General features: G+C 61.9%; 16 protein-coding genes. 9 read left to right on the top strand and 7 right to left on the bottom strand.

Annotated features, from left to right (window positions below; translation table 11 throughout):
• Positions 1-37 precede the first annotated feature (37 nt).
• From flgG to ACM530_RS19110, 3 genes are all read right to left on the bottom strand, one after another.
• Positions 38-823, bottom strand: a complete 786-nt coding sequence (flgG, locus tag ACM530_RS19120) for a flagellar basal-body rod protein FlgG (RefSeq protein WP_005790105.1) — start codon at positions 821-823, stop codon at positions 38-40.
• A 71-nt stretch (positions 824-894) separates the two neighbouring features.
• On the bottom strand, positions 895-1,635 hold the full coding sequence (locus ACM530_RS19115; RefSeq protein ID WP_242195642.1) for a flagellar basal body rod protein FlgF: 741 nt from the start codon (positions 1,633-1,635) through the stop codon (positions 895-897).
• A gap of 252 nt (positions 1,636-1,887) precedes the next feature.
• Positions 1,888-3,450, bottom strand: coding sequence for a sigma-54-dependent transcriptional regulator (locus ACM530_RS19110; RefSeq protein WP_106576441.1), 1,563 nt, complete (start codon positions 3,448-3,450; stop codon positions 1,888-1,890).
• 257 nt (positions 3,451-3,707) lie between these two features.
• On the opposite strand from ACM530_RS19110, the gene phhA reads away from it, so the two are divergent.
• The 3 genes from phhA to ACM530_RS19095 all read left to right on the top strand — a co-directional run bounded on the left by phhA (position 3,708) and on the right by ACM530_RS19095 (position 6,154).
• Complete coding sequence (phhA, locus tag ACM530_RS19105) at positions 3,708-4,499, top strand: phenylalanine 4-monooxygenase (RefSeq protein ID WP_145158906.1); 792 nt, start codon at positions 3,708-3,710, stop codon at positions 4,497-4,499.
• Positions 4,500-4,604: 105 nt separating this feature from the next.
• Positions 4,605-4,961, top strand: a complete 357-nt coding sequence (locus ACM530_RS19100) for a 4a-hydroxytetrahydrobiopterin dehydratase (RefSeq protein ID WP_106576439.1) — start codon at positions 4,605-4,607, stop codon at positions 4,959-4,961.
• Positions 4,961-6,154, top strand: a complete 1,194-nt coding sequence (locus ACM530_RS19095) for an amino acid aminotransferase (RefSeq protein ID WP_242195645.1) — start codon at positions 4,961-4,963, stop codon at positions 6,152-6,154. The genes ACM530_RS19100 and ACM530_RS19095 overlap by 1 nt, the downstream gene beginning before the upstream one ends.
• Before the next feature lie 125 nt (positions 6,155-6,279).
• On the opposite strand, the gene ACM530_RS19090 is transcribed toward ACM530_RS19095, so the two are convergent.
• Positions 6,280-7,089: a UDP-2,3-diacylglucosamine diphosphatase gene (locus ACM530_RS19090; protein ID WP_145158911.1), complete on the bottom strand. Its 810-nt coding sequence runs from the start codon at positions 7,087-7,089 to the stop codon at positions 6,280-6,282.
• A gap of 138 nt (positions 7,090-7,227) precedes the next feature.
• Between ACM530_RS19090 and ACM530_RS19085 the strand changes: the two genes are divergently transcribed.
• Together ACM530_RS19085 and ACM530_RS19080 are read left to right on the top strand one after the other, a co-directional pair.
• Complete coding sequence (locus tag ACM530_RS19085) at positions 7,228-7,977, top strand: AraC family transcriptional regulator (protein ID WP_416362901.1); 750 nt, start codon at positions 7,228-7,230, stop codon at positions 7,975-7,977.
• Between the two features lie 93 nt (positions 7,978-8,070).
• Positions 8,071-8,955: a DMT family transporter gene (locus ACM530_RS19080; protein WP_145158915.1), complete on the top strand. Its 885-nt coding sequence runs from the start codon at positions 8,071-8,073 to the stop codon at positions 8,953-8,955.
• A gap of 3 nt (positions 8,956-8,958) precedes the next feature.
• Here the strand turns inward: ACM530_RS19080 and ACM530_RS19075 are convergent, their stop codons facing one another.
• A complete protein-coding gene (locus tag ACM530_RS19075) occupies positions 8,959-9,246 on the bottom strand; it encodes a SelT/SelW/SelH family protein (RefSeq protein ID WP_242195653.1) in 288 nt (95 codons plus the stop codon).
• Between the two features lie 82 nt (positions 9,247-9,328).
• Between ACM530_RS19075 and ACM530_RS19070 the strand changes: the two genes are divergently transcribed.
• Complete coding sequence (locus ACM530_RS19070; RefSeq protein ID WP_416362900.1) at positions 9,329-11,518, top strand: patatin-like phospholipase family protein; 2,190 nt, start codon at positions 9,329-9,331, stop codon at positions 11,516-11,518.
• Positions 11,519-11,585: 67 nt separating this feature from the next.
• Here the strand turns inward: ACM530_RS19070 and ACM530_RS19065 are convergent, their stop codons facing one another.
• Positions 11,586-12,020, bottom strand: a complete 435-nt coding sequence (locus ACM530_RS19065; RefSeq protein ID WP_106576432.1) for a MarR family transcriptional regulator — start codon at positions 12,018-12,020, stop codon at positions 11,586-11,588.
• Positions 12,021-12,141: 121 nt separating this feature from the next.
• Positions 12,142-14,268: a DNA helicase RecQ gene (gene recQ / locus ACM530_RS19060; RefSeq protein WP_416362899.1), complete on the bottom strand. Its 2,127-nt coding sequence runs from the start codon at positions 14,266-14,268 to the stop codon at positions 12,142-12,144.
• A gap of 274 nt (positions 14,269-14,542) precedes the next feature.
• Here recQ and ACM530_RS19055 point away from each other — a divergent pair, with 274 nt between their 5' ends.
• From ACM530_RS19055 to ACM530_RS19045, 3 genes are all read left to right on the top strand, one after another.
• Positions 14,543-15,130: a YecA family protein gene (locus ACM530_RS19055; RefSeq protein ID WP_106576431.1), complete on the top strand. Its 588-nt coding sequence runs from the start codon at positions 14,543-14,545 to the stop codon at positions 15,128-15,130.
• 20 nt (positions 15,131-15,150) lie between these two features.
• Positions 15,151-15,540, top strand: coding sequence for a YbaN family protein (locus ACM530_RS19050; RefSeq protein ID WP_119742268.1), 390 nt, complete (start codon positions 15,151-15,153; stop codon positions 15,538-15,540).
• 225 nt (positions 15,541-15,765) lie between these two features.
• A complete protein-coding gene (locus tag ACM530_RS19045) occupies positions 15,766-19,236 on the top strand; it encodes a PAS domain-containing hybrid sensor histidine kinase/response regulator (RefSeq protein ID WP_145158923.1) in 3,471 nt (1,156 codons plus the stop codon).
• Positions 19,237-19,328: the final 92 nt, after the last annotated feature.

Raw genomic sequence — 19,328 nt, 5'->3', positions numbered from 1 at the left:
TGTTGCAGGCGCCGTCGATGGCGCCCCATAGACTTGATTACAGATTCTGCGTTACGAACGAAAGCATCTGGTCGGCGGTGGAAATCACCTTGGAGTTCATCTCGTAGGCGCGCTGGGTGGTGATCATGTTGACCATCTCCTCAACCGTGCTGACGTTGGAAGTTTCCAGGGTGCTTTGCAGCGTGGTGCCAAAACCGTTCAGGCCAGGGGTGCCGATTTGCGGCGCGCCGCTGGAGGCGGTTTCCAGGAACAAGTTGTTACCCATCGCTTGCAGGCCGGCCGGGTTGATGAAGTCGGCGGTTTGCAGGTTGCCGATCACTTGCGACGCCGGGTTGCCGGCCACGGTGATCGACACGGTGCCGTCGTTGCCGACAGTGAAGGTCTTGGCGTCCGCGGGAACCACAACAGCCGGCTCCAGGGCAAAACCGTTGGCCGTGACGATCTGGCCATTGGAGTCGAGGTGGAACGTGCCGTCACGGGTGTAGGACGTGGTCCCATCCGGTTGCAGGATCTGGAAGAAGCCGCGCCCGTTGATGGCCATGTCCAATGGCTGACCGGTTTGCTGCAGGTTACCGGCGCTGAAGTTCTTCTGCGTGCCAACGATCTGCACACCGGTACCCAGTTGCAGGCCCGACGGCAATTCGCTGTCCTGGGTCGATTGGGCGCCCGGCTGCTTCTTGATCTGATAGAGCAAGTCCTGGAACTCGGCGCGGTCACGTTTGAAGCCCGTGGTCGACACGTTCGCCAAGTTGTTGGAAATGGTGGTCAGGTTGGTGTCCTGGGCGGACAAACCGGTTTTGGCAACCCATAGAGCCGGAAGCATGCTGTTCTCCTTCGTGCGCCTGTTTGTTGGCGCTGCGCTGCAAAATTAGTAGTCGGTCAGTAACGCGCCAATCAGCTCATCGCCAGAACGCGGGTCATGGCCTGGTCGTCTTCCTTGGCGCTGTTCATCATCTTGATGTGCAGCTCGAACTGCTTGGAAAGCGACAGCACCGCGGTCATTTCTTCAACGGCGTTGACGTTGCTTGCCTGCAGGAAGCCCGACGTCAGCGTGACGTTGGCGTTCGCCTGGGCCGGCTGGCCATCCTTGGTGTGGATGGTGCCGTCCAGGCCCTTGGTCATGTTCTTGAGGTCCGGCTGGACCAGCTTGATGCGGTCCACTTCAGCCATGACCCGCGGGCCTTCGCCCATGGCGCGGATGCTGATGGTGCCGTCGGCCCCCACTTCGATTTTCTGCTGCGGCGGCACCGCAATCGGGCCACCGTTGCCCATGATCGGCATACCGTTGCCGGCCCGCAGCACGCCCAGCGCATCCACATTCATGCTGGCGCTGCGCACGTAGGCTTCACTGCCATCGGGGGTTTGCACGGCCATCCAACCGTCGCCGCTGACCGCTACATCGAGGTCACGACCGGTTTCGATCATGGCGCCCGGGGAGAAGTCGGTGCCCGGACGCTCGGTCATGGCAAACGCGCGCGCCGGAAAGCTGTCACCAAACACCGGCATCGAACGCGCCTGCTCCAGGTCACGCTGAAAACCGTTGGTGGAGATGTTCGCCAGATTGTTGGCATGGGCCTTCTGCGCCAGTGCATTCTGGCTGGCGCCGGTCATTGCCACATAAAGGTACTTGTCCACGCTCTATCCTCTTTCTGACGGACGCTTGCCGCCCACCGCTGTACTGATGAGGCTTAAGCAATTTGCGAACCAACTTTTAAAAACGAGGAAAAGTCCAGGCGGGACGGGGGTTTGCGGGGAGGCATGGAGATTGTGAGGCTGGACGAGAGTCGAAAAAACGGCGGACTACTGCCGCCTGCGGCAAGCACAGGTCTTGAAGATGACAAATAACAAATGTGGGAGCTGGCTTGCCAGCTCCCACAGGGGATGCGTTCACTTATCGGCCTTAAGGATTTCGTAATCGCGCAGCTTATTGGCGATGGTGGTGTGCGACACGCCCAAGCGTTTGCCCAGTTGCCGGCTACTGGAGTGCTCGGCATATAAAGCCTCCAGCACTGCCTTTTCAAACCGCCCGACAATCTGCTCCAGCCCTCCCTCCAACGAGAAATCGCCAAGCGGCTGACGCACCCCGTAATCCGGCAAGCGAATATGCTCAGCCTTGACCGTCCCGCCTTCGCACAACGACACCGCCTGAAACAGCACGTTTTCCAGCTGGCGCACATTGCCCGGCCAGTGATAGTGGCTGAGCCGATCCATCGCAGCCGGTGCCAGCTTGGGCAGCGGGCAGCCGATCTGCCGGCTGGCTTGATCGAGGAAATGCTCAACCAACGGCGCCAACCCATCCAGGCATTCGCGCAGCGGCGGGATATGCAGCGACAGCACATTGAGGCGGTGATAAAGGTCCTGGCGGAATTCGCCGCGGGCGCAAAGCTCAGACAAGTCCACCTGCGTCGCACAGATCACCCGCACATCCAGGTAGACCTCTTCATCACTGCCCACCCGGCGAAAGCATCCGTCCTGCAGAAAACGCAGCAATTTCACCTGCAGACGCGCGCTCATTTCGCCGACGCCATCGAGAAACAACGTACCGCCTGCCGTCAGCTCCAACAGACCCAACTTGCCTTCGGCCCGCGCGCCTTCAAACGCACCAGGCCCGTAGCCAAACAGCTCGGTCTCGGCCATTGACTCCGGCAAGCCTGCGCAATTGAGCGCCATCAATGGCGACTGCCCACGCGGGCTGGCCAGGTGACAAGCGCGGGCCAACAGCTCTTTGCCGGTGCCGGTTTCGCCTTCTATTAATAGAGGCGCATCCAAAGGCGCCATGCGCCGCGCCTCACGCACCACGGCCGCCATGACCCTGGAGCTCTGGAAGATGCTGTCGAAACCACGCAATTCCTGCTTGCGCACGTTGTAGATGCGCTCCCCGACGCGGTCGGCGCGGTGCAGGGTCAGCACGGCACCCGCCATGGCTTCGCTGTCATCGTGTTCGGAGGATTGCAGCGGCGCGATGTCCGCCAGGAATACGTCGCCCTTGACCTTGACCCGCAAGCCATTGATCCGCGACTTGCTCGCCCGCACCAGTTCCGGCAGATCGAAGTCCTCGGCATAGCGCGACAGTGGAATGCCCGGCACCTCGTCCACGCGCACCCCGAGCAACTGCGCCGCCGCGCGGTTGGCGGCAACGATGGAGCCGCCCATGTCGATCGACAGCACCGGAAATTCCAGGGCGCCAAGCAGCGCATTAAGCTCCATATGCCGACGCTCGCTGGGCATCAGCCCTACCCGCTTGACGCCAAACACCCCGGCAATGGCTTCAAATTGCGGGCGCAGCGCCTGGAATTGCATGTTCACCAGGTTGGGGCAAAACAGGTAAATCGCATTGCCATGTTCGCCGCCGACCTCGCCCTTGGCGACGTTGACGCCGTACTCCACCAACAGGTTGAGGATGTCCCGCAGGATGCCGATGCGGTTCTGGCAGTGCACTTTAATACGCATGAAAAAGCCCGAAAGGTGGGAAGGCGCCGCGTCTTTTTGCCGCTGGGCGCAGATAGTCGTCAAGATTATGTGACAGCCCGTGAGCATTTCACAGCCCAAGACAACGACGAGCCGGGCTATCGTAACGAATACTTTACAAAAAACGGTAACATTTCCTACAGCATTAGGCCGCAGCCCGATGGAATCCGGCGCCTCAAGGGTTATCAATAGGCTCATCGCAGGACATAACAAGAACGAATGCCTAGCAGGAGAGCCGTATGAAGCAAACGCACTACGTGGCCCGCGAGCCCGATGCGCAAGGTTTTATCCACTACCCGCCGGAAGAACACGCGGTGTGGAACACTCTGATCACGCGCCAGTTGAAAGTGATCGAGGGCCGCGCCTGCCAGGAATACCTGGACGGCATCGACAAGCTCGGCCTGCCGCTGGACCGTATTCCGCAACTGGGTGAAATCAACCAGGTGCTGGCCGAGACCACCGGCTGGCAAGTCGCCCGCGTGCCGGCACTGATCCCCTTCCAGACCTTCTTCGAATTACTCGCCAGCAAGCAGTTTCCGGTGGCGACCTTTATTCGGACCCGCGAAGAACTGGACTACCTGCAAGAGCCGGATATTTTCCACGAGATCTTCGGCCACTGCCCGCTGCTGACCAACCCCTGGTTCGCCGAATTCACCCACACCTACGGCAAGCTCGGCCTGGCCGCGACCAAGGAACAGCGCGTGTACCTGGCGCGCCTGTACTGGATGACCATCGAGTTCGGCCTGGTGGACACCCCGCAAGGCCGGCGCATCTACGGTGGCGGCATTCTGTCGTCGCCCAAGGAGAGCGTGTACTGCCTGTCGGATGAGCCCGAGCACCAAGCCTTCGACCCGCTCGAAGCGATGCGCACGCCGTATCGGATCGACATCCTGCAACCGCTGTATTTCGTCCTGCCTGAGCTCAAGCGCCTGTTCGACGTGGCGCAGGAAGACATCATGGGCATGGTCGAGCGCGGTATGCAGTTGGGTCTGCACGCGCCGAAATTTCCGCCCAAACCCAAAGCGGCTTGAACCTTATGTTTTCAGGCCAGGTGAGTCTGTTCCCTGGCCGCGCGTTGCTTTAGGGTGACGCCACTGACGACCGTTTTTCAAACACTCGAATTCAGGACACTTCCCATGACCACCTTGAACCAAGCCCACTGCGAAGCCTGCCGTGCCGACGCCCCGCAAGTCAGCGATGAAGAGTTGCCGGTACTGATCAAGCAGATTCCCGACTGGAACATCGAAGTCCGCGACGGCGTGATGCAGCTGGAAAAGGTTTTTCTGTTCAAGAACTTCAAATTTGCCCTGGCCTTTACCAACGCCGTGGGTGAAATCTCTGAAGCCGAAGGCCACCACCCAGGCCTGCTCACCGAGTGGGGCAAAGTCACCGTGACCTGGTGGAGCCACTCGATCAAAGGCTTGCACCGCAACGACTTCATCATGGCCGCGCGCACGGACGAAGTGGCCAAGGACGCCGAGGGCCGCAAGTAATGCATTTCGATGCCATTGGCCGCGTACCCGGCGACCCGATCCTCGGGCTGATGGACCTGTATGCCCAGGACAGCAACCCGAACAAGTTCGACCTGGGCGTCGGCGTCTATAAAGACGACCAGGGCCTCACGCCGATCCCGCACTCGGTAAAACTCGCCGAACAGCGGCTGGTAGACACCCAGACCACCAAGACCTACATCGGCGGCCACGGCGATGCGGCATTTGGTGCGTTGATCAGCGAACTAGTGCTCGGCGCCGACTCGGCCTTGATCCGCGACCGCCGTGCCGGCGCAACGCAAACCCCAGGCGGCACCGGCGCCCTGCGCCTGAGCGCGGACTTTATCGCCCATAACCTGCCGGGGCGTGGCGTGTGGCTGAGCAACCCGACCTGGCCGATCCACGAAACCATCTTCGCCAAAGCCGGGCTCAAGGTCAGTCACTACCCCTATGTGGGCGCCGACAACCGCCTGGATGTGGCCGCGATGTTGGCAACACTTGCCACGGTGCCCGAGGGCGACGTGGTGTTGCTGCACGCGTGCTGCCACAACCCGACTGGTTTTGACCTGTCCCAGGCCGACTGGCGCCAGGTGCTGCAGATCGTGCGCGAGCGCCAATTGCTGCCGCTGATCGACTTCGCCTATCAAGGCTTCGGCGACGGTCTGGAGCAAGACGCCTGGGCCGTGCGATTGTTTGCCGCCGAGCTGCCGGAAGTGCTGATCACCAGCTCCTGCTCGAAAAACTTTGGCCTGTACCGCGACCGTGTCGGCGCGTTGATCGTGTGCGCGGCGGATGCTGAAAAGCTCACGGATGTGCGCAGCCAGCTGGCAAACACCGCGCGCAATCTGTGGTCGACGCCGCCGGATCATGGCGCCGCCGTGGTCGCGACCATCCTTGGGGATGCCGAGCTGAAAAAGCGCTGGAGCGACGAAGTCGAAGCCATGCGCTCACGGATCGCGCAGCTGCGTTCAGGCCTGGTAGAGGCGCTGGCGCCCCACGGGCTGGCCGAACGCTTTGCGCATATCGGTGCCCAGCGTGGGATGTTTTCCTACACCGGCTTGAGTGCCGAACAGGTCAAGCAACTGCGCGAGAAGCACAGCGTGTATATGGTCAGTTCGGGGCGGGCTAACGTGGCCGGGATTGATGCGACGCGCCTGACCCTGCTGGCCGAGGCCATCGCCGACGTCTGCAACTGAAGAAACGGGGAATAAATGTGGGAGCGGGCTTGCCCGCGAATGCAGTGTGACAGTCACCCAATATATTGACTGACACTCCGCATTCGCAGGCAAGCCAGCTCCCACATTTGAACGGAGTGAGGCCTTTAGCCCGCAACCATCTCGGCTTTGAGCTGCGCCTCTTTCGCCTGCGCATCCGCCAACCGATACAACTCGATCTGCCCGTCCCAGTGCTCGATCAGCGCCGTGCACGACTCCACCCAGTCCCCGCAGTTGAGGTAATCCACCTCGCCCACCTTGCGAATTTCCGCGTGGTGAATATGCCCGCAGACCACGCCATGCAGCTCGCGCCTGGTGACTTCGTGGGCGATCGCCTCCTCAAAGTCGCTGATAAAGCTCACTGCCGTCTTGACCTTGTGCTTGAGGTACGCCGACAGCGACCAGTAGCCGTAGCCATACCGCGCCCGCCAGTGATTGAGCCAGCGGTTCAGCGTGAGTGTGAACTCGTAGGCCGAGTCGCCGAGAAACGCCAGCCAGCGGTGGTAACGGGTGATCACATCAAACTGGTCGCCGTGAATTACCAGCAAGTGACGGCCATCGGCGGTGACGTGCACCGCTTCGTCCACCAGTTGGATATTGCCCAGGATCAGCTTGGAATAGCGCCGCAGGAACTCGTCATGGTTGCCGGTGACATAGATCACCTCGGTGCCGCGCTTGGCCATGGTCAGCAAGCGGCGGATCACGTTGGTATGGGCCTGAGGCCAATACATGCCGCCGCGCATTTTCCAGCCGTCAATGATGTCGCCCACCAGGTACACCTTGTCGGCGTGGTAGCCCTTGAGAAACCGCGACAAGTGTTCGGCCTGGCAGTCCCGTGTGCCCAGGTGCACGTCGGAAATCCACAAGGTACGAACCCGTTGTTTAGGACCGGGTTTGGCGAATTCGGCACGGGTCATGGGCATCCCTCGACGCTGTTTTAGCGAGCTTGCGCCCTGGTGGTTAACAGCCCATGACAGCGGTGCGTCAGTCTGATGACAGCGCCTGGCGCCCGTGAAGCATTGTAGACTGGCGCCCTGCACCCTCAGGAGACCGCGATGAGACCGACGCTCACGCTGCGCCACTACCTCGAAGAGCCTCTTGCCCACAGCCATGACCATGCGCAGTTGGTGTTCGGCCTGTCCGGGCACCTGGACCTGGAAGTCGATGGCCGAGGCAGCCAGGTGCGCGAAAGCAGCGTGATGGTGCTGCCCTTTTCCGCTCACCACGCCTGCGGCAGCCGCGATGGCAGCCGGTGCCTGGTGCTGGATGTGCCCACCGAACACTGGGTGCTGCACTCCTTGGGCGAGCATGCCGACGCCAGCCGCCGCCTGCTCGATCAACCGGCGCGCCTGACTCTGGATTCGCGGCAAAGCCAGCTGGTGCAATGGCTGGCGCACAGCCCGGTGGATGACCCGTTGATCGTGCAGCAAGGCGCGGTGCTGTTATTGGCCAGCCTCAATCACCCGCTGGCCCAACCGATGCCGGGGCGGCGCCTGCCGTATGCGGCGTTTGATGCGCATATCGAACGACACGTTGCGCATCCGTTGCAGGTCGCGGACCTTGCGCGCATTGCCGGCCTGTCGGTCGCGCGCCTGCACGCGCGCTTTATCGCCGAGTGCGGGCAGACGCCGATGGACTACATTCGCGGGCGTCGCCTGCAGATGGCCTTGAACCTGTTGCGCAACACGCCGCTGCCCATCGGCGACATTGCCGAGCGCGTCGGCTACAGCTCGCAAAGTGCGTTTGCCGCCGCGATGTTGCGCGAATTTGGCGCATCACCGGGGGCATTGCGGCGCTCATCATAGTCTTGCGACAAAAAACGCGAGCCGGACGACAGACGCCCACGCCCTCAACCCTCTAGACTGCGATTCTGTCACCCAGTTGGTTCAAGGATCGCAATGACTCCCCGCTCAGCCCTTGGCGCCCTGCATATCGGCGCACTGATGTTTGGCCTCACCGGCGTATTCGGCAAGCTGGCGGCGGCCTCGCCCGCCATCATCGTCTTCGGCCGGGCGGCCTTCGCCGTGGTGGCGCTCGCCGTGTTTGCGCGATTCGCCAGCAACACCACCTGGAAGACACTCCAGATGCGCGACTGGCGCCGTCTGCTGATCAGCGGCGTGCTGCTCGCGGCGCATTGGGTGACCTTCTTCATCGCGGTCAAAGTCGCCGGCGTTGCCGTCGCCACGCTTGGGTTTACCGCGTTCCCGGCGTTTACCGTGATTCTCGAAGGGCTGATCTTCCGCGAGCGCATTCGCGCCAATGAAGTGCTGCTGGTGGTACTGGTCAGTGTCGGCCTGATCCTGGTGACGCCAGACTTCAACCTCGCCAGCGCAGCCACCGGCGGTCTGCTCTGGGGCATTGCCTCGGGTTTGCTGTTCTCGTTGCTGTCGCTGAACAACCGCGCCAGCTCCGGGCGCATCCCCGCGGTGCAGGCGGCGCTGTGTCAGAACCTGGTGGTCGCGGCATGCCTGCTGCCGGTGGCGGCACCCGGGCTGGCGGATGTGCGGGCAATTGACTGGTTGTGGATCGGGCTGCTCGGGGTGTTCTGTACCGGCCTGGCCCACAGCCTGTTTGTCGCCAGCCTGGCGGTGATCAAGGCGCGCACCGCCTCGGTGGTGTTTGCCATGGAGCCGGTCTACGGCATCACCGCGGCCTGGGTGCTGTTTGCCGAAACCCCGACCTTGCGCATGCTGCTGGGCGGCGCGCTGATCATCGTCGCCATCGTGCTTTCCGGGCTGATGGGCAGCACCAGCCAAGCCAAGGCGCCTGCGGCGACGGCATGACTTTCAGGCTTTGCGGTCGTTGTGGCCCAGATCGCGCTGCGGGTCGATCTGGTCACGCACGCGCTGCTTGAGCACCTTGGCTTCGGGGAAGCCACCGTCGGCCTTGCGCTCCCAGATCTGCACGCCATCGCAGGTGATGCGAAACGCGCCGCCGGTGGCCGGCTCCAGCGCCACACGACCCAAGTCATCGGCAAACGTACTCAACAACTCCTGGGCCAGCCACGCGGCGCGCAACAGCCACTGGCACTGGGTGCAATAGGTGATGACGATCTCGGGTTTGCTCAGCGACATAATTTGAGAGGTTCCTGGCATAACGGGCTGGGTGGATCGGGTGGCTATAATACCGGCCTTTCGCCCAGCCTCGAGATCCATGATGCGCCGCCTGTTGTCTTGCCTGTTTCTGTGTTTGCTTCCACTGCTCGCCGACGCCGTTGAAACACCCCGCCCCAAAATCGGCCTCGTGCTGTCCGGCGGCGCCGCGCGTGGCCTGGCGCATATTGGTGTGCTCAAGGCTCTGGAGGAGCAAGGGATCCAGATCGATGCGATTGCCGGCACCAGCATGGGCGCGGTGATTGGCGGGCTGTACGCCTCGGGCTACAAGATTGATGAGCTGGAAAAGCTCGCGCTGAATATTGACTGGCAACAAGCGCTGTCCGACGCACCGCCGCGCGAAGACGTGCCGTTTCGACGCAAACAGGATGACCGCGACTTTTTGGTCAAACAGAAGCTCAGTTTCCGCGACGACGGCAGCCTCGGCCTGCCACTCGGCGTGATTCAGGGTCAGAACCTGGCACTGCTGCTGGAAAGCATGTTCGCCCACAGCAGCAACACGCGTAACTTCGACAAGCTGCCGATACCGTTCCGCGCAGTGGCCACCGACATCACCACCGGCGAAAAAGTCGTGTTCAACAAAGGCCACCTGCCCCAGGTGATCCGCGCGAGCATGTCGATCCCGGCGGTGTTCGCCCCGGTGGAAATCGACGGCCGGCTGCTGGTGGACGGCGGCATGACCGACAATATCCCGCTGGACGTGGCCCGCGAGATGGGCGTCGACATCGCCATCGTGGTCGACATCGGCACCCCGCTGCGTTCGCGCAAACAACTTGCCACTGTGGTCGATGTGCTCAACCAGTCGATCACCCTGATGACCCGGCGCAACTCCGAAGAGCAACTCAAGGCGCTGCACCCCAAGGATGTGCTGATCCAACCGCCGCTGGCGGCCTACGGCGTGACGGACTTCGGCCGCGCCAAGGACATGATCGACGCCGGCTACCGCGCCACCCGCGCGCTTGATGTACGCCTGGCGCACCTGCGCCCTGCTGAGCCTGTCGACCCGCAACTGATCGCGGCCCGCACACCCGGCGAGCGTACCCCCGTGATCACCGCCATCAAGGTGGAGAACGACTCGAAGGTCAGCGATGACGTAATCCGCTACTACATCCGCCAAAACCTGGGCGAGCCGCTGAACCTGGGCCGTCTGCAAACCGACATGGGCACCTTGTACGGCCTGGACTACTTCGAGCAGGTGCAATACCGCGTAGTGAAAAAGGGCCAGGACAATACCCTGGTGATCAGTGCACGCGGCAAACTCAGCGGCACCGACTACTTGCGCCTGGGCCTGAACCTGTCGGATGACATGCGCGGCGACAGCGCCTTCAACCTCGGCGCCAGCTACCGCATGAATGGCATCAACCGCCTCGGCGCCGAATGGCTGACTCGGGTGCAGATCGGTGATCGCCAAGAGCTGTACAGCGAGTTCTACCAGCCACTGGATGTCGGCTCACGCTACTTCGTCGCGCCCTATATCAGTGCCCAGGCGCAGAACGTTGAACTGATTCTGGACAACGACCCCATCTCCGAATACCGCCTGGAGCGTTATGGCTTTGGCTTGAACGTCGGCCGCCAGATCGGCAACAGCGGCGAGATCCGCTTCGGCGTCGGCGAAGCCTGGGGCAAGGCGGACGTGCGCATCGGCGACCGCGACCTGCCGAGCGTGAGCTTCAGCGAGGGCTTCTATGAACTGAAGTACTCGTTCGACTCGCTCGATAACGTGTACTTCCCGCACACCGGCGAAGACATCGGCCTGGCGTTCCGCGAATTCGAGCCAGGGTTAGGCTCGGACCAGCGCTATCGACAGTGGGAGTTCAAACTGGACAAGGCCATGAGCCGCGGCCCGGACACGCTTATACTGGGCGGCCGTTACGGGCGCACGCTGGATAAATCCGACGTGGTGGTGTCCAGCTTCCTGCTGGGCGGTGCACGGCAATTGTCGGGCTTTCGCGAAGATGCAATCTCGGGGCAGAACATCGCCCTGATGCGCGCGGTGTACTATCGCCGCCTGACGCCGCGCTCGTATTTGCCGTTGGATTTCCCGCTGTACCTGGGGGCCTCGGTGGAACGCGGCCGGGCGTGGAACAACGACAATCAATTCGACAGCGGTTACATCAACGCTGCGAGTGTTTTCCTGGGGTTTGATACGCCGCTGGGGCCGCTGAATTTCAGCTATGGGTTCAATGATGACAATCAGCAGGCGGTGTACCTGAACCTCGGCCAGACGTTCTAGCCAGCGCACAAAAAAAGTGGGAGCTGGCAAGCCAGCTCCCACTTTTTAATTTCTGGTGAATCCCGGATCAGGACTTTTCCAGGTTCGCCAGGATGTGCCCATGCACACGCATGCACACGCGCAAATCCTCTTCATCCACGCCCACAAACAGCTCATGGCGCAACGCTGTGGCAATGGTTTCAATCTGGTCGATCAATGGGCGGGCGGTGTCGCACAGCAATATGCGTTTGGCACGACGGTCTTCAAGCACCGCCTGGCGTTGCACCAGACCCTGGCCTTCAAGGCTGTCGAGCAGGCGGGCCAGCGTCGGCCCTTCGACGCCAACACTTTGAGCCAGCTCGCGCTGAGTGGGCGCTTCCGCAAAACGGGCCAGGTGCAACAGCACCAGCCAACGCGCCTGGGACAAACCCAGCCCCGCCAAGCGGCGGTCCAGTTCGGCGCGCCAACCTCGGGACATTTGCGCCAACTGCATGCCAAAGCGGTGTTGATCGGTTAAAGGCATAAAAAACTCATGGTTTAGACTGAAAATAAAGTGTGGCTAATTATTAGTCAGCTAAGCATGAGCCATGCCAGGAGGCAAGGGCCGCTATGTACTGATTCGTTACATTGGCGCAATTGGCACACTAAATTTCGAATTCCGACTGCAAAGCAGCCCGCACGCAATACAAAACACCCTCAGGCACACGCCCGGTAAACAGCGGCGCGATCTCCGCAACTGGTGGCAATTCGCCCTCTCCGTCGAGGAATGCATCCTGGATTTCACCGAGCAGATCTTCCGGCAAATCAAGGGCTTGCTCCAACGACAACTGCTGCTTGCCGATGGATTCGGCCAGCAAGGTGTAGACGTTTTTTTCCGAACATTGCAGTTGGCCGGCAATCTGGATCGGGGTCATGCCGGCACGCGCCAGGCTGATCAGTTCGTGGCGAATATCGGCGACTTCCTTCGGCGCCTCGGCCTGGCCGCCGAGCACTTCGAGGAAGGCTTGCCCGTAGCGTTCCAGCTTGCGCGCGCCGACGCCGCTGACCCGGGCCATTTCGGCCATGGTGGTCGGCTGCTCGCGCAGCATCTCCAGCAACGTGGAGTCGGGGAAAATAACGTAAGGCGGCACACTGTGTTCCTGCGCAAGTTTGCGTCGCAGGGTGCGCAAGGCTTCCCATTGCTCGCGCTCTTCGCCACGGACCAACTGGCTGGCCTGGCTGGTGCTGCTCTTGGCCGTGGTCTGCGGTTTGAGGTCGCGACGCAGCTCCAGGCTCAATTCGCCCTTGAGCAATGGCCGGCAACTGTCGTTCAAGCGCAGGCCGCCATAGCCTTCGAGGTCGATGTCCACCAGGCCGCGGGCGACCATCTGGCGGAACAATGAGCGCCACTCGCCTTCAGCGCGGGCTTTGCCGACGCCATAGACCGAGAGTTTTTCGTGGCCGAAGCTGCGCACTTTTTCGTTGTCCTTGCCCAGCAACACATCCACCAGATGGCCCACGCCATAACGCTGGCCGGTGCGATAAATAGCCGACAACGCCTGGCGCGCCGGCTCGGTGGCATCCCAGGTCTGCACGCCGTCCACGCAGTTGTCGCAGTGGCCGCACGGCTCGGGCATGTCTTCGTCGAAGTACGCCAGCAGCGTTTGGCGGCGGCAGCGCGTCTCTTCACACAGCGACAGCATCGCGTCGAGCTTGTGTTGCTCCAAACGCTTGTGACGCTCGTCGCCCTCGGAGTTCTGCAGCATCTGCTTGAGCATCACCACGTCTTGCAGGCCATAGACCATCCAGGCATCCGCCGGCAGGCCATCACGGCCGGCGCGACCGGTTTCCTGGTAATACGCCTCGAGGGACTTGGGCAGGTCCATGTGCGCGACGAAGCGCACGTTGGATTTGTCGATGCCCATGCCGAACGCGATGGTCGCCACCATGATCAGGCCTTCCTCGTTGAGAAAGCGCTTCTGGTGGGCAGAGCGGGTTTCATTGGGCAGGCCCGCGTGGTACGGCAGCGCCGGATAGCCTTGCTCGCAGAGGAACGCGGCCACTTCATCGACCTTCTTGCGCGACAGGCAATAGACGATGCCCGCATCGCTGCGCCGCTCGGACAGGAACGCCAGCAACTGCTTGCGCGGCTGCTCCTTGGGCACGATGCGGTAGAAAATGTTCGGCCGGTCGAAGCTCGATAAAAAACGCTCGGCGTTCTGCAAATGCAGGCGCTCGACGATTTCTTCACGGGTGCGTTTGTCGGCAGTGGCCGTCAACGCGATGCGCGGGACGTCGGGAAACAATTCCGCCAATTGGCCCAGTTGCAAATATTCGCGACGAAAATCGTGGCCCCATTGCGATACGCAGTGGGCTTCATCGATGGCGAACAGGGCGATTTCCAGGCTCTGCAAAAACGCCAGCATGCGCGGCTGCACCAGACGCTCAGGGGCCAGGTAAAGCATCTTGACTTCGCCGCGCTTGATGCGCGCGGCCAGGTCGCGCTGCTGCTCGGCGCTGAGGGTGGAGTTCAAGGACGCGGCGGCGACACCAAGCTCTTCAAGGGTGGCGACCTGATCGTCCATCAACGCAATCAACGGCGACACCACCACGGCCAGGCCGTTACGCAACAGCGCCGGCACCTGGAAGCACAACGACTTGCCGCCGCCGGTAGGCATCAGCACCAGGGCATCACCGCCACTGGCCACGCGCTCAATGATCGCACCCTGGCGGCCACGAAAACTGTCGTAGCCGAAGATGTCCTTGAGGACGCGTTGAGCCTGCTCGAGCATGTAAAACTCCAAAATGGTGCCGAAATCCCTCTGTACAGGCTGGCCGAAAAACCCCGGCTTCACGGGAAATAATCCGTAAGCGAAGTTTTCGCGGGTGGGCGCTGGGCCTGCAGGGGCATCACAAAACGCGGCAGTATACCCGAGCGTCGGTCCGCAAAGGGCGCCACTGACGAACAGCGACTGCTATCTAAACCTGGCAAATATGCCTTGCAGCTGGCCTGGGGGCTCAAGAAAGCCTAGAATTGCGCATCGTTTATTCCCAAGGTATGCCGTAATGTCCTTCGCTGAGCAACTAACCCGCCTGCAAGCCTTCCTCGACGCCGATGAGCTGCATGACGAGGCGCTGGACTACGTGGCCGCCCACGGCTACCTGACCGCCCTGTCGATCTCTTCCGACATCGTGCCGGACCGTGAGTGGATCGACGCCTTGTTCGCCGAAGAGCCGCACTACGCCGATGCCGCCCAACGCGAAGAAATCGAATCCACCCTGCTGGCCCTCAAGGCCCACATCGGTCGCCAGCTGGCTTCCGACGAGGAATTCGAGCTGCCTTGCGAGCTGGACCTGGGCGAAGACCCGGATGACTCAGACCTGCGCGGCTGGTGCATCGGTTTCATGGAAGGTGTGTTTCTGCGCGAAGCGGCCTGGTTCGAAACCGCCGAGGAAGAAGTCAGCGAAATGCTGCTGCCGATCATGGTCGGTTCGGGTCTGTTCGACGACCAGCCGGAATTCTCCGACATCGCTTCCGACGCCAACCTGATGGACGACATGATCGTACAGATCCCGGAAGCCCTGACCGCCCTGTACCTGTTGTGCAACGCCCCTGACGAAAAACCGGCGATCCTCAAGCCACGTCACCACTGAGTCGTTTGCCCGTGTCCCCCATGGGCAATCGCTCGCTGCTCCTGCGTTACGCACTGCTGGCCATCGGCTGGTTGAGCGTGGCGCTGGGAGTGATCGGCATCTTCCTTCCCGTATTGCCGACCACGCCCTTCCTGCTACTCGCCGCCGCCTGCTTCGCTCGAAGCTCCCCGCGTTTCTACCACTGGCTGGTGGAACACCCGCGCCTGGGCCCGTGGATCAAAGACTACCTGGACGGCAATGGCATTCCGCTCAAGGGCAAGGTCTACGCACTCGGCCTGATGTGGTTGAGCATTGGTTTCTCCTGCTACCTGGTGCCGCTGCCATGGGCACGCGGTTTCATGCTGACCAGTGCCGTGCTGGTGACTGTCTATATCCTGCGCCAAAAAACCCTGCCGCCCCGCGAACGGTAGGAGCGGGCTTGAGTGGGAGCCGGGCTTGCCCGCGATAGCATCGCCACGGTGCAACGTTCACACCGCAGCGCCTGAATCGCAGGCAAGCCAGCTCCCACACCAGCCAGCAGCTACATAAGCCAGATCCTGCACACGACCTTGGTCGACACTGACTAACCCCAAGCATCATGCGAGACTGTCCCACCGGGCCTGGAATGCCTGGGTGTTCTTATGCTCGGAGTTACCATGACGCTGTCCAGCGGGCTGATCGCCGCCGTTGCCCTGGCCTATATGGCCATTATGTTTGCTATCGCCTTTTACGGTGACCGCCGCCATGCGCCGTTGCCGCCGAAGGTGCGCGCCTGGGTGTACAGCCTGTCGCTGGCCGTCTACTGCACCAGTTGGACCTTCTTCGGCGCGGTAGGCCAGGCCGCCGAACAGCTGTGGGCATTTTTACCGATATATCTAGGACCGGTGCTGCTGTTGGTGTTGGCACCCTGGGTGCTGCAGAAGATGATTCTGATCAGCAAGCAGGAAAACATCACCTCTATCGCCGACTTTATCGCCGCGCGCTACGGCAAATCCCAGTCGCTGGCGGTGGTAGTGGCGCTGATTTGCCTGGTCGGCGTGTTGCCCTACATCGCCTTGCAGCTCAAAGGCATCGTGCTGGGCGTGAACCTGTTGATCGGCTCCGGCCCCGACACCACCGGCACGCGCGCCCAGGACACGGCCCTTATCGTGTCGCTGGTGCTGGCGCTGTTCACCATCGTGTTTGGTACGCGCAACCTCGACGCCACCGAGCACCACCGTGGCATGGTGCTGGCGATCGCCTTTGAATCCTTGGTCAAGCTGTTCGCCTTTCTCGCTGTCGGCGCGTTTGTGACCTACGGCTTGTACGACGGATTCGGCGACCTGTTCAGCCAGGCGATGCTGGCCCCGCGCCTTGAGGAATACTGGAAAGAAACCATCAACTGGCCGTCAATGGTGGTGCAAACCGGCGTGGCAATGATGGCAATTATCTGCCTGCCCCGGCAGTTCCACGTCACCGTCGTGGAAAACATCGACCCGCAGGACTTACGCCTGGCCAAGTGGGTGTTCCCGGCCTACCTGATCCTCGCCGCGCTGTTCGTCATCCCCATCGCCCTTGGCGGCAAAATGCTGCTGCCGGGTTCGGTATTGCCGGACTCCTACGTGATCAGCCTGCCCATGGCCGAGGCACACCCGGCCCTCGCTGTGCTGGCATTTATTGGCGGTGCGTCGGCAGCGACCGGCATGGTAATCGTGGCCAGCATCGCCCTGTCGACCATGGTGTCCAACGACATGTTGCTACCATGGCTGCTGCGACGCTCGAGTGCCGAGCGGCCGTTCGAAGTGTTCCGCCACTGGATGCTCTCGGTGCGCCGGGTCAGCATTGTGATCATCCTGCTGCTGGCCTACGTGAGTTACCGGCTGCTCGGCTCCACCGCGAGCCTGGCGACCATCGGCCAGATCGCCTTCGCGGCAGTCACCCAACTGGCCCCGGCGATGCTGGGCGCGCTGTATTGGAAGCAGGCGAACCGGCGCGGCGTGTTCGCTGGGTTGGCGGCGGGCACGTTTTTGTGGTTCTACACCTTGGTCCTACCGGTCACGGCGAAAAGTCTTGGCTGGTCGCTGAGCCTTTTCCCTGGGCTGACGTGGATGCATTCACACCCGTTTGGCTTCTCCGTGACCTCGCTGACCTTGGGCACCGTGTTCTCGCTGGCGGGTAACTTCACGCTGTTTGTGTGGGTCTCGATGCTGTCGCGCACACGGGTGTCGGAGCACTGGCAGGCCGGACGCTTTATCGGCCAGGAAATCAGCCAACGCGCCAGCGCGCGCTCGATGTTGTCGGTGCAGATCAGCGACCTGCTCAGCCTGGCGGCGCGCTTTGTCGGTGAAGAACGTGCCCAGCAGAGTTTTATCCGCTTCGCCTATCGCCAGGGCAAAGGCTTCAACCCCAACCAGAATGCCGACAACGACTGGATTGCCCATACCGAACGCCTGTTGGCGGGCGTGCTCGGCGCCTCTTCGACACGCGCCGTCGTAAAAGCCGCGATTGAAGGGCGGGAAATGCAACTGGAGGACGTCGTACGTATCGCCGACGAAGCCTCCGAAGTGCTGCAGTTCAACCGCGCGCTGCTGCAAGGCGCCATCGAAAACATCACCCAGGGCATCAGCGTGGTCGACCAGTCGCTGAAGTTGGTGGCCTGGAACCGGCGCTATCTGGAGCTGTTCAACTACCCCGACGGTTTGATCAGTGTGGGCCGGCCGATTGCCGACATCATTCGCTACAACGCCGAGCGCGGCCTGTGCGGGCCAGGGGAAGCCGAAGTGCACGTGGCGCGACGCCTGCACTGGATGCGCCAGGGCCGTGCGCATACGTCCGAGCGCCTGTTTCCGAATGGGCGCGTGATCGAGCTGATCGGCAACCCAATGCCCGGCGGCGGGTTCGTCATGAGTTTCACCGACATCACCGCGTTCCGTGAGGCCGAACAAGCCCTGACCGAAGCCAACGAGGGCCTGGAACAACGGGTGACCGAACGCACCCATGAACTGTCGCAACTGAATGTGGCGCTCACCGACGCCAAAGGCGTGGCCGAATCCGCCAGCCAATCGAAGACGCGCTTTCTGGCGGCAGTGAGCCACGATCTGATGCAGCCGTTGAACGCGGCACGATTGTTCTCCGCCGCCCTCTCCCACCAGAACGACGGCCTGTCTGCCGAAGCCCGCCAGTTGGTGCAGCACCTGGACAGCTCGCTGCGCTCTGCCGAAGACCTGATCAGCGACCTGCTGGATATCTCGCGCCTGGAAAACGGCAAGATCAATCCCCAGCGACAGCCCTTCGTCCTCAACGAGTTGTTCGACACCCTGGGAGCAGAATTCAAGGCCCTGGCCCACGAGCAAGGCCTGCGTTTTCGCCTGCGCGGCAGCCGTTTGCGAGTGGACAGCGACATCAAGTTACTGCGACGAATCCTGCAGAACTTTCTTACTAACGCATTCCGCTATGCCGACGGCCCGGTGCTACTTGGCGTACGCCGACGCAAGGGTGAACTGTGCCTGGAAGTGTGGGATCGCGGCCCTGGCATCCCGCTGGATAAACAACAGGTGATCTTCGAAGAGTTCAAGCGCCTGGACAGCCACCAGACCCGCGCCGAAAAGGGCCTGGGCCTGGGCCTGGCAATCGCCGACGGCCTGTGCCGAGTGCTCGGCCATCGTTTGAGCGTGCGTTCGTGGCCGGGCAAAGGCAGCGTGTTCAGTGTGCGTGTGCCGTTGGCGCGTAACCAGGCCAGCCCCAAGGTCAAGACCACGCAGGATAACGGGCTGCCGTTGAGCGGGGCCCAGGTGCTGTGTGTGGACAATGAAGAAAGCATCCTGATCGGCATGCGCAGCCTGCTCACGCGCTGGGGTTGCGAGGTGTGGACCGCTACCGATCAGGCGCAATGTGCGGCGTTGCTGGCCGAGGGCGTGCGCCCGCAACTGGCGCTGGTGGACTACCACCTGGACCACGGCGAGACAGGCACGGAGTTGATGGGCTGGCTGCGCGCGCAACTGGCGGAGCCGATTCCCGGGGTGGTGATCAGCGCCGATGGGCGCCCGGAAATGGTGGCCGAGGTGCATGCCGCAGGGTTGGATTATTTGGCCAAGCCGGTGAAGCCTGCAGCGTTGCGCGCGTTGTTGAGTCGGCATTTGCCATTGTAGGAATGACTGAACTCAACCCCCTTGTGGGAGCTGGCTTGCCTGCGATAGCAGTGGAGCAGTCACCACCGCTATCGCAGGCGGGCCAGCTCCCA

The sequence above is a fragment of the Pseudomonas sp. NFX183 genome (assembly GCF_047943075.1).
Lineage (GTDB): Bacteria > Pseudomonadota > Gammaproteobacteria > Pseudomonadales > Pseudomonadaceae > Aquipseudomonas.
The sequence above is the reverse complement of the archived record's forward strand: the minus strand, read 5'-3'. Positions and strand labels throughout refer to the sequence as shown.